The sequence below is a fragment of the Providencia sp. PROV033 genome (assembly GCF_028484855.1).
In the GTDB taxonomy this organism is placed as follows: Bacteria; Pseudomonadota; Gammaproteobacteria; order Enterobacterales; family Enterobacteriaceae; genus Providencia; species Providencia alcalifaciens.
The window spans coordinates 1-10,852 of sequence record NZ_JAMPSW010000107.1 but is presented as its reverse complement, the minus strand read 5'-3'; the positions used below and the strand labels follow the sequence as shown (position 1 = coordinate 10,852).

Below are 10,852 nucleotides of genomic sequence, written 5' to 3'. Positions count from 1 at the left end.
ACTCTCTATTGGTGTGAATGAATTATCTATAACTTTATTGCGCTATAAGTAAGGATAAAAATTCGTGAAATCGAAAGTTATTAGGTTGTAATTTCGCTATAGTGACAATTAGGAAAACACGTTAATGAATAGGACAAGAGATTTGTGATAAAAAATCATAAAAACCGCAAGATAATGCTTACATTATATAATTAGGCTTTAATGATTTAGTCTATTTAAGAGTATCGGGACGTGAATCTATGTTAGAGGAAATTATCATTTCTGATCTGACAATACTAAATAAGTAGTATTTTCTTGCCAAAAACTTGATCTGCCTCAAAATTTGGAAAATATCTATAATTTATTGATATATAAAGGAATTCTATAAGGCAATCAATTCGACCAAATTTATAAAAATTGCCTGAAAAATACATATTAGGAATATTCCTAAAAACACATATTTTGTGTTTATGATTTACCTTATGTATCGATTTTGGGCAAAAAAGCATTTAAAGCTAAGTGCTATTCTATTTTAAGACTAACTATTTTACTCCGTATATTCATGAACAATCGTGACAATAACGCTAATAATAGTGCTATTTAAATCACATCAACTCATTAAATTGATAACAAAAATGCAAGATGATATTTGAAATAAATGGCTTAAAAAATATTTTATTTCAACAAGATATGAAATATGGTTTAAATAATTCAGGTGTATGCATTAGATGAGTTGAATATTAGAATATTTGATATTAATAAATATTTAACATTTTTAAAACCATTAATGAACAAAATCCATTTCATGCATATCTTATTAATTCTGATTGATATAGCAAAGACGTTATTTGCTGATTAAGTCGATTAATTGGCTGGTAAATATAATATTTGTCGTATTTTCTATCCCCTATTCATTTAGTTAATAAAAAACCCGCACTAAGCGGGCTTTTTGAGGGGGCACAATAAAATGTTATCTAGCATTAGGATGATTCATAATATGATCCTCCCATTCCACCACATCAATTTCTCGTACAGCAATGTGGCGAACAGAAATACCTTCATTATGCATTGCAGCTTTTGAACCTGTTTTCAATGGATGCCATGCAGGAAGTGATTTTCCTTCCATAAGCAAACGATAGGCACAGGTGCTCGGTAACCAAGCAAATGTTTCTAAATTGTCCCGTGTCAATTTGATGCAATCTGCTTCATATTTGAAACGATCTGCATAATGCTTGCACTGACAGGTTTTAATATTTAATTGGTTACAAGCCACATTAGTGAAATAGATCTCATCGGTATCTTCATCTATCAGTTTGTGTAAACAACATTGCCCACATCCATCACAGAGCGATTCCCACTCTTCATCGGTCATTTCATCTAAGGTTTTAACCTGCCAGAAAAACTGAGACATAATACTGCAAAATCCTATACTTAAATGACTCTAGTGGTCAGTGAGTTATCATTAATCGTTAGCGTTAACATATCCCCAGAAACCAGCGGACCAACACCGTCTGGTGTTCCTGTTAAAATAATGTCGCCAGGACGGAGGGTAAAGAAGCGGGACATATAGCTAATCAGCGGTAAAACTGGCGTGATCATATCACGAGTCGACCCAGACTGACGAACTTCACCGTTGATCTCTAAACTCAATGACATATTTTGTAAGTCACTTGTACCACTAACAGGAATAAAACCAGAAATCGGGCAAGAACCATCAAAGGCTTTGCTTTTCTCCCAAGGTTGCCCTGCTTTCTTAAATTTCGCTTGTAAATCTCTCAGCGTTAGATCAAGCGCAACGGCATAACCGGCTATTGCACGGGCAACTCGGTCTTCATCCGCATTTTTTAGCGGCATACCAATTAAAATAGCCATCTCTACTTCATGATGGACAGAACCTAAATCTTTAGGGATCACAATCGGTTGGTTTACATCACACAGTGCTGTTTCAGGTTTAATAAATAAAACGGGCTCTTCCGGTAATGCTGACCCCATTTCTTTAATATGTTTTGCATAGTTACTACCCACACAAACTACTTTATTGGCAGGGAAATCTAATAAAGCACCTTGCCAGTCGCGATGTTGATACATATCGGTAACTCCTATTATCGTTATTGTATTTTTGTAGCGATACCATCCGCCATCATACAAACACTTAATGCGAAATAATATGAACGATTCCAATGCATAATCGTGCGGAAGTTTTGGGTGACTAAGAAAGTTCGACCTTCTGGATCATCGGGAATGACCACCCAAGTTTTTATCTCTGGTGATAACCGGGAAAATGCAGGTAGTTTAACGCCTAACTGTTCCCATTCCTGAACTGTTTTACCTTGTTCCGTTTTAACGCCTTCTAAACGACGGTTAAAATCAGCGGGCAAAGAGACTTGGTAGCCCCATGGTAATGCAGATTGCCATCCTTCCGTTGATAAATAATTAGCAATAGAAGCAAAAACATCCGCTTTATTATTCCAGATATCCATTTTGCCATCACCATCACCATCCGCTGCATAAGATAGATAAGATGTTGGCATAAATTGGCTTTGACCCATTGCACCCGCCCATGAGCCTTTCAGCTGTTGATCTTCAGGAATATAACCTTTATCCATGATTTCCAATGCAGCCAATAATTGCTTACTAAATAGAGCTTCGCGGCGACCTTCGAAAGAGAGTGTTGCGAGAGCAGAAATGACATCTTCTTTACCCTGTGAACGACCAAAACCACTTTCAAGTCCCCATAAAGAAACAATATATTGAGGTGGTACACCATATTTCTGGCTAACGGCATTCAGAACAGCTTGGTTTTCATAATATTTTTCCACACCCATATTAATGCGAGATTGTGGCAAAACATTTTTTAGATAACTTGCTAATGTCACTGTAGCACGCTTTTCAGGCTGCCCTTTATCCGCTTTTACAACACGTTCTAGGAAGTAAATATTAGCGAAACCACGATCAATCGTAGATTGTTTAATACCTTGAGCAATCGCATGTTGTTTCAACAACTCCACATACGCTGGAAACTGGGAAGGTTCTCGTTGTTCAATCGGAAATGCTTTATCCAATGCGATAATTTCTTTTTCAATCGCAGCCTCTTGTGCCGTTGTCAGAGTTCGCGTTTCATTCGCATGGGTTGCAGTAGTTTGAGTATGTGGCGCACTGCAACTTGCTAAAAGTAGACCAGCGACTAATGTATATAATAACGTTGGCTTCATTTTTATCCTCCTGACGATAATGGCTTTTTAAGGATCTTCCTAAATTGTCTTAGTCGTTTAGTTCACGGTATTCAGAAAGTAAATCTTCGACCGGAGGTGGGAATTGCAAGTAATAACCAACGTCTTGGAGATCAGCGCGAACTCGCTCAATATCAGCATTAGCCAGCTTTTCACGTTTATCTAACGAAATTAACATTGAGAATTGAGGTTTGCCAAACTGTTTAAGGAGTTCTTCAGGAACGCGTGAAAAATCATCTTTTTTTTCGATATATAAATAAGTTTGATCACGGTTCGGGCTTCTATAAATTGCACAAATCATTATATTTAACTCTTTTTCTTGGTTCGTAAGCTTGCTTGAAGTATGCAGTAACTATAACATGCTATTGTTTTACTGAGTATCTTCACCCGAGGATTGTTTCGGAAATTTTAATTTGCTGAGTCTAGATAGATGCCACAATCGCCAATAGAACTTAAAGGCAGCAGTTTTACTCTTTCAGTCATTCACTTACACAGTGAAGAGCCTAAACTCATCAAAAAAGCGCTGCAAGACAAAGTAAGTCAGGCTCCTGATTTTCTTAAAAATGCCCCAGTTGTTATTAATGTTGCAGAATTAACGCATCACGCGGATATGTACAGTATTCACAAAGCGATTGTCTCTGCTGGTCTTCGAATTGTGGGCGTCAGTGGTTGTACTGATCCACTGTTAAGACAAAAGATCAATGAAGCGGGCTTGCCAGTGCTTATTGAAGGTAAAAGCAAAAAAGCGCCAGAACCTTCAACAGATGACGTCTCTTTTGCGAAATCTGATATTGCCCCGCAACCTGCTCCTATCGAATCTGCTTATCGCAAAACCCGTATTATCAATACTCCTGTTCGTTCAGGTCAGCGTATTTATGCGCCAAATAGTGATCTCATCGTCACAAGTAATGTTAGTGCAGGTGCAGAATTATTAGCAGATGGTAATATTCATATCTATGGCGTTATGAGAGGTCGTGCCCTTGCTGGTGCCTCTGGTGATATGGAAAGCCAGATTTATTGTACTCATTTGCAAGCAGAGCTAGTGTCGATTGCAGGCGAGTATTGGCTGAGTGATCAGATACCTACTGAATTTCTCGCCAAAGCAGCTAAACTTTGTTTAGTTGATAACAAACTTAATATTGAATACTTAAATTAGACCTTATTTACAAGGAATTATTCATGGCACGCATAATTGTTGTTACTTCTGGTAAAGGTGGCGTTGGTAAAACCACTTCAAGCGCGGCCATAGCTACCGGCCTAGCTCAAAAAGGGAAGAAAACCGTAGTTATCGATTTCGATATCGGTCTGCGTAACCTTGACCTAATCATGGGGTGTGAACGTCGAGTAGTCTATGACTTCGTTAACGTTATCCAAGGTGATGCAACTCTTAATCAGGCGTTAATCAAAGATAAACGCACTGAAAACCTTTATATTCTGCCTGCATCACAAACTCGTGATAAAGATGCGCTGACTCGTGAAGGTGTTGAAAAAATTCTGGATGAACTCAGCAACGAAATGGCGTTTGACTTTATTATCTGTGACTCTCCTGCCGGTATTGAGAGTGGCGCATTAATGGCGTTGTATTTTGCTGATGAAGCCATTATCACAACTAACCCAGAAGTCTCTTCTGTTCGTGACTCAGACCGTATTTTAGGGATTTTATCCTCTAAATCACGCCGCGCAGAACAAGGTCAAGACCCAATTAAAGAGCGTTTATTGTTAACTCGCTATAACCCAGGTCGGGTGACTCGTGGTGATATGCTGAGTATGGAAGACGTTTTGGAAATTCTGTGCATTCCATTAGTGGGTGTGATCCCAGAAGATCAGTCTGTTTTACGTTCATCAAACCAAGGTGAACCTGTCATTCTGGACTCTGACTCTGAAGCAGGACAAGCATATAGCGACTGTGTAGAACGTATTTTAGGTGAAGATCGCCCTATGCGTTTCATTGAAGAAGAGAAAAAAGGCTTCTTAAAGCGTCTATTTGGGGGATAAATAATGGCTTTATTGGATTTCTTTCTGTCGAGAAAAAAGACGACAGCAAATATCGCAAAAGAGCGACTGCAGATCATCGTTGCTGAACGTCGCCGCGGTGATAGTGAGCCAGCTTATCTTGCTGATATGAAGCGAGATATTTTGCAAGTTATTTGCAAGTATGTTCAAGTTGACCCAGAAATGTTATCCGTACAATTTGAACAAAAAGATGATGATATTTCTGTTCTCGAATTAAACGTCACTCTTCCTGAAGCAGAGGAAGGTAAAGATGTTAAAGAGACAAAACCAGCAGAACAGTAATATTGTACAATGCCGCTATACCACTATAGCGGCTTGATTTTTACCTCATTTCTCTAATCTAATTTAAAATTAATCTCTAATTTCAACTGCCTGTTCATATCCTCTGGTGGTTTACCCAAAGGTTTGCAACGCTTAATTGCATCTAATATCGCCTGTTCAAAAAATGGGCTCATTTCTGAATCCAGCACTTTCGTATTGACCAATTCACCTTTCTCTGTGACATCAAACTGAACTTGAATATCCCCTTGCATACGCATTTTTCGTGCTCGTCGCGGGTACTGTTTATGGCTATCAATTTCCCGTTTGATCTGGTCTAGATAGCGCTGTTTGGCATTAGTGTTATTTTCACCATCAGAAAAATGTGATAGATCACCTTGCTGCCCTGCTGCTAAAGAATTTGCTGTGTTTTCGCCTTCTTTTGCTTTTTGGGTTTGCAAATCATCCCGAGAACTGTCTTTCTTGGTTTTTTCTTCCGGTTTAGCCTTATTTTTTACAAGATTACGTTTTTCAGATTTCACCTCTTTTGGTGTTTTATCAGCGACGGTATTTGAGGCATTATCTTGATGGCTACGCTGCTTGCTGACCTTGATATTCGCGTGCTCAAACTCCTCAATGGCATTGAGTTCACCGCCAGTTACCGATTGGCTTTCTTGGGGGATACTCACTTGTTGCTCAACTAAAAACTGGGTTAACGCGACGGTCACCACTGGAGAAATCAACGGCGCAGTCATTTTGAATGACAATGAATTGAATGCAAAAAAACAGAAATAAATAATGGTGCCGTGTAATAAGCCAGAAAGCGGTAATCCATAATAAATTCGAAAATAATTCATGGCGATATTCCTAATCAGCCCCCAGCAAATATGCTTTGCTGGGGGCTGAGCCTTAGAAGTGACTGGTCACACTTAAACGAAGGGATCTCCCCGGCGCAGGCATCATGCTACGCGTCAATGGGTCAATGTAATATTCGTTTAATACGTTAGAAGCTAATAACTCCACTAACAGGTTTTTATTCACTTGGTAGGTAACATAAGCATCCGTGACAAATACCGCATTCCAACTCATCGGATTATTGTTTAACGGTGAATAAGAAGGACCAAACTTGCTCGCCATCTGTGCTTCATCTTTATTTTCTGTCTTGGCGTGATACCGAACACGCCCGCCAACTTCCAAACTTTCATTAAAGAAGCGCATACCGAGATTAGTATGGATGCTGTATTTAGGTTGTAACTGGGTTCGGAGGTAACCATGCGGGAAACCGCCTTCAGTACAACTTGACCCTTTATACTTGTTCAACGGGTCTAAACGAGCCATCGAAGCATCATCACAGACTTCATTTTTCAGCCGGAAATCTACCCCTAAATCGCCAAAGAAACGCCCATTATCATAGCGAGCTAACACTTCTAATCCGGCGGTTCTGTGCTGATCCATTTGCGCAAAAACCAAATTACCATCACGGTCAAACGCATTATCGATAATATTATGGTAATAGTTGATTCTAAAATCGGCGGCATTTTCTGCTTTTAACCAACTTTGCAAATTACGTACATAACCGATTTCAAAAGTATGGCTGCGTTCTGGCTTAAAGGGGCGATGCACTATAGTGACTTTACCTCCGCCAGAAAAACCGATGGTATCTTCAAAAATACTGGGCATTCTAACGGTTTCGGCGTAACGCGCAAACACTCGGTCATTATCGGAGAGGTAGACAGATCCCCCTATTGATGGACTCCACGCGGAATTAATACGTTTACCTGGGTTTTTATACTTTTGGTTCTCGTCGACTGAAATATAATCCCATTCTTTATTTGGAGCACGATAAGCAATAATTGCTTTGACTTTTTTCTGGCTAATCGGGTCAATCACTTCTTCTGATAGGTCAATTTCCCCATTATAGAATGGGTTATTCTCCGCAGTGAGTTTGCCATCTTCATCCACTCGCCATTTGATATAGTCGAATCCGGTAATACGAAATCCTTCATGCTCTTCTTGGATTGTATAATAGTGTTCGGCTTTTTTTAGGGAATACTTAGGGAGTGATAACGCTTCTGCGACAAACCATTCAATTTTAGATGTACCAATGCTACTGTCCGGCCAGAGACCTATCTTATTGTAACCATCAAAAGTACGCCCTTGACTATCCACATATTCTCTCACTTTACGCGCTTCCTCTTCCGTTAACGGTCGAGAGTATTCAAAGTTCATGGCTGTCTCAATTTGATGCACAGCAAAGCGCTCATCTTTTACTTTTAATCGGCGTTCTCTTAATAAATCTCGCGACCAATAATTTTGATACTGAATACCTGCATTGACATGTAGCCAATCCGTTGGTCGCCAATCCAATCTAATTGCTCCACTGTACTCTTGGCGCTTTCCTTCACGAGGTATCGCTCGAAATGTACTGTATTTAGGTATTTCCGCATTAGGGTCATAAATATCATCATGACTGTGAATTTTCTCATTCGTAAAGTTACCAATAAAAGTCACATCAAAGCTAGGCAGTAATTGGGTCTTATTAGATAAGGAAATCCCTTGTCTATCATTGAGTTGACTCAGTTTTATTCCATCCACTAATTTCCCATTAACATGTGGATTTCTACGATTACCATTTACATACCAGTCATACTCCATCGCTTGCCTAGGCAAGTCACCCGCCGTATTGGAGTTTAAATCCATTTTTGTTAGCCAATAACTTAACTGAAAATCAATAAACGGTTGTTCACTGGGTTTAAATCCATAGTTAACATAGAAAGAGCCTAAGCTAAGATTTGCCAACGGCCATTGGGGAATTTCCCCTGCCAAGTCATGAAAACGAATTTGCGAGGGCATAATCTCCCCATAATGGCTTTTAGTATGTACATAGCCGAGGGAGACACTCTGTGATTCAGAGAGCTGCAAATTCATTTTTTGAAGGAAAGTTTCGATATTACTGGAGGTATTCCCTACTTCTTTGGTCGGTAAGTAGACATTGGCAACAAAGGGGACATTAGGGTCTAATGTTTTACTAGAATATCTCTTGTCTCGAGTGACAATAGGCTTGCGGAAATAGTTTGCACCATGACGCCCTGCAAAGTAGTTACCTTGGTTTCGATGACTATAAGCAAATAGCAAGTTAAATTTATCTTGCCGTAACCCCAGAGCCACTCGCATCGCACTGTCTTTTAAATTAAAGAAATTAGAACTTCCTGGTTGATCTGGCTCTACCACTGTCTTAGGGTCTCGGAACTTCACTAACGACAGACTATCATTATAATTGGCTGCACTCTCCATCAGCTCTGGGTCATCGCGGTAATCGCTTCCAAGATGCAACTGGTTAATTCGAGGCTTTGTCGAATTAGTGCGTGTTTCCAATTTAAGATCGACAGCAAAATGTTCATCTGATGGGACGATATCATCAATACTGAGGGTTTTAACCGCAACGCCACCACCAATAGAAGTACGAATATCACGATCTAACATCGGGCTTTTTATCACTGTGATGCTACTGATCATATTAGGGTCAACATAATTACGATTATTGGCTCCGTTGTAGCCGCGCCACACCGTAATGGCTTGCTCTGTACCATCTACCGTGACGGGTACGCGCCCTTGCCCTTGAATGCCGCGAACATTTGGGTCTAATGCCCCACTATTACGCGCATCTCCGCTATAAACCCCAACGCCATGATTTAAAATATCGGCAGGGTTAGTACCTTTATAACGTTCGGCTGCTTCTTTACTGATATAAATATTGGATTCATCTCTATCATATTGGTCATCCGCACCTTTTTGGTCACGTTGCTTAATCGTGTCGATTTGGTCTTTTACCTGTATATTGCCCACCTGTTCCCTTGAGCTGGCATAAGACGAAAGTGAAATGACACCCATTGTTAACCCTGTGGCAATTTGCATTGCCACCACTGTTGTTACTTTCATATTAAATCTCAATGCAAACTAAAATGTTTTACTTAAATTTAAACCCACTTCGCTTTTATTATAGGAATAGCTTATTCTTGCACTGCTATCATTGAATTTGTAATTAACATAGAACGTTGGTGTTAATGATAGAAACGTATGTTCTAATAATGTTATTTGGCTATTTAATTCCCACGAATCATCACTACGTTTTGTATTAAGTGCACTATCGAAATCAAAAAAATCATAATTGCTGCTTGTTAGTTTATTGACTAACTTATTCGAGCCAACGGCATTAATTGAGCCCACTGTTAACCCTGACACTTGGTAGCTATCACTTTTATATTTTTCAATATTTTTACCGCCATATATATTTGAGAATACACTCCATTGTGGGTTAATCGAATAAATAGCGGTCATACTGTAATTAATATCATAGCCTGAACGTGATGTTCGTTTACCAAAGAAAGTTTGATTTTTATATGCCAGGTTAGATAGCAAATAAAGCTTATTACTGGGAAAATATACCCCAGTAATGCTTGCACCTACACTGTAATGATCAAACAAATGCCCCCGCCAATTGATATCTGCAATAGGTGAAAACGTGATCTTTTTATTCCCATAAAGATACTGATAGCTTATTGATGAGTAACTCGAAAAGCGCCTTTTTACTGAGCGATGTGGGTATTCCCATACATTTCCACCCATACTGGCTAACAGCGAGTGACCTCGATATTGCCAAAGGATTTTATTGGCATTTCCTGAAAACCCGTACACTAAACCAGATTTAATTTCACTGCCTTGCATACACCAGATCGCGCCACATTGCTGTTCCTTGTTACCATGAGCCTCAGTATAGTTTGTGTCATACTTTAAATCCGCATTGAAATTTCCCTGCCAATGACCACGTTTTTCTAATGCTGTGATTTCTTTGTCTATCTGCTTGATTCGGTCTTCCGGTAAATTGACTCGATATTTATCTTTTATCTTTTTATATAAACTTAATGCTTCACGATGATAACTGTTTTTTATATAGACATGAGCCAATTTCATTTCAGAAAAGACTGAGTCAGGGTTACCATTGACTATTTTCAAATAAAATTTTAGTGCTAATGGATAATCACCATTAAAATAAGCTCTTTCTGCTGAAATATAATCCAACATACCTTTATCATGATTTTCATCATTCAGATAGTCAGGTAATATTCTATCGATTTGCTGGAATTTTTGCCGGTTAACTAAATCATAAAGAATAAAACCAAGGTCGTCGACAGTTTTATTTATTTTAACTGGGATTATTGTGGGCGCTTTATTTCTTGTGTTATTTATTTCAGTTAAAACTTCAATTATCTGTTCATATTGCTGATGCCCATAATTTTTCTCAGAAAATGAATTCATAGAAAACAATAATATAATTAATATTTCAATCTTGTTGATTATTTTTTTCATCCGCC

At 38.9% G+C, this 10,852-nt stretch carries 10 protein-coding genes; 3 read left to right on the top strand and 7 right to left on the bottom strand.

What is annotated here, in order from left to right; all coding sequences use genetic code 11:
• Positions 1 to 949: 949 nt before the first annotated feature.
• The 4 genes from PSF16_RS14800 to PSF16_RS14785 are packed head-to-tail and all read right to left on the bottom strand — an operon-like array spanning position 950 to position 3,510.
• Positions 950 to 1,390, bottom strand: a complete 441-nt coding sequence (locus tag PSF16_RS14800; protein ID WP_006661815.1) for a YcgN family cysteine cluster protein — start codon at positions 1,388 to 1,390, stop codon at positions 950 to 952.
• A 20-nt stretch (positions 1,391 to 1,410) separates the two neighbouring features.
• The gene (locus tag PSF16_RS14795) at positions 1,411 to 2,067 is read right to left on the bottom strand and encodes a fumarylacetoacetate hydrolase family protein (protein WP_272689542.1); all 657 of its coding nucleotides are present in this window, start codon (positions 2,065 to 2,067) and stop codon (positions 1,411 to 1,413) included.
• 20 nt (positions 2,068 to 2,087) lie between these two features.
• Positions 2,088 to 3,191 carry a lytic murein transglycosylase gene (locus PSF16_RS14790; protein ID WP_036975794.1) on the bottom strand — a complete coding sequence of 368 codons (1,104 nt, stop codon included), beginning with the start codon at positions 3,189 to 3,191 and terminating at the stop codon, positions 2,088 to 2,090.
• 49 nt (positions 3,192 to 3,240) lie between these two features.
• Complete coding sequence (locus PSF16_RS14785; protein ID WP_006661816.1) at positions 3,241 to 3,510, bottom strand: YcgL domain-containing protein; 270 nt, start codon at positions 3,508 to 3,510, stop codon at positions 3,241 to 3,243.
• Positions 3,511 to 3,639: 129 nt separating this feature from the next.
• Here PSF16_RS14785 and minC point away from each other — a divergent pair, with 129 nt between their 5' ends.
• The 3 genes from minC to minE are packed head-to-tail and all read left to right on the top strand — an operon-like array spanning position 3,640 to position 5,504.
• Positions 3,640 to 4,365 carry a septum site-determining protein MinC gene (minC, locus tag PSF16_RS14780; protein ID WP_272689541.1) on the top strand — a complete coding sequence of 242 codons (726 nt, stop codon included), beginning with the start codon at positions 3,640 to 3,642 and terminating at the stop codon, positions 4,363 to 4,365.
• A 23-nt stretch (positions 4,366 to 4,388) separates the two neighbouring features.
• On the top strand, positions 4,389 to 5,204 hold the full coding sequence (minD, locus tag PSF16_RS14775) for a septum site-determining protein MinD (RefSeq protein ID WP_036948201.1): 816 nt from the start codon (positions 4,389 to 4,391) through the stop codon (positions 5,202 to 5,204).
• A 3-nt stretch (positions 5,205 to 5,207) separates the two neighbouring features.
• Complete coding sequence (gene minE, locus PSF16_RS14770; protein WP_006659910.1) at positions 5,208 to 5,504, top strand: cell division topological specificity factor MinE; 297 nt, start codon at positions 5,208 to 5,210, stop codon at positions 5,502 to 5,504.
• Between the two features lie 53 nt (positions 5,505 to 5,557).
• On the opposite strand, the gene PSF16_RS14765 is transcribed toward minE, so the two are convergent.
• The 3 genes from PSF16_RS14765 to PSF16_RS14755 all read right to left on the bottom strand — a co-directional run.
• The gene (locus tag PSF16_RS14765) at positions 5,558 to 6,337 is read right to left on the bottom strand and encodes an energy transducer TonB (RefSeq protein WP_006661817.1); all 780 of its coding nucleotides are present in this window, start codon (positions 6,335 to 6,337) and stop codon (positions 5,558 to 5,560) included.
• A gap of 52 nt (positions 6,338 to 6,389) precedes the next feature.
• Positions 6,390 to 9,419: a TonB-dependent receptor domain-containing protein gene (locus tag PSF16_RS14760; protein WP_272689540.1), complete on the bottom strand. Its 3,030-nt coding sequence runs from the start codon at positions 9,417 to 9,419 to the stop codon at positions 6,390 to 6,392.
• Between the two features lie 18 nt (positions 9,420 to 9,437).
• The coding region (locus PSF16_RS14755; RefSeq protein WP_272689539.1) for a surface lipoprotein assembly modifier at positions 9,438 to 10,852 on the bottom strand (1,415 nt) is incomplete at its 5' end.

Coding starts and splice junctions, on each gene's coding strand:
- PSF16_RS14800 (WP_006661815.1), bottom strand. CDS start 1,390: ATGTCTCAGTTTTTCTGGCAGGTTAAAACCTTAGATGAAATGACCGAT.
- PSF16_RS14795 (WP_272689542.1), bottom strand. CDS start 2,067: ATGTATCAACATCGCGACTGGCAAGGTGCTTTATTAGATTTCCCTGCC.
- PSF16_RS14790 (WP_036975794.1), bottom strand. CDS start 3,191: ATGAAGCCAACGTTATTATATACATTAGTCGCTGGTCTACTTTTAGCA.
- PSF16_RS14785 (WP_006661816.1), bottom strand. CDS start 3,510: ATGATTTGTGCAATTTATAGAAGCCCGAACCGTGATCAAACTTATTTA.
- minC (WP_272689541.1), top strand. CDS start 3,640: ATGCCACAATCGCCAATAGAACTTAAAGGCAGCAGTTTTACTCTTTCA.
- minD (WP_036948201.1), top strand. CDS start 4,389: ATGGCACGCATAATTGTTGTTACTTCTGGTAAAGGTGGCGTTGGTAAA.
- minE (WP_006659910.1), top strand. CDS start 5,208: ATGGCTTTATTGGATTTCTTTCTGTCGAGAAAAAAGACGACAGCAAAT.
- PSF16_RS14765 (WP_006661817.1), bottom strand. CDS start 6,337: ATGAATTATTTTCGAATTTATTATGGATTACCGCTTTCTGGCTTATTA.
- PSF16_RS14760 (WP_272689540.1), bottom strand. CDS start 9,419: ATGAAAGTAACAACAGTGGTGGCAATGCAAATTGCCACAGGGTTAACA.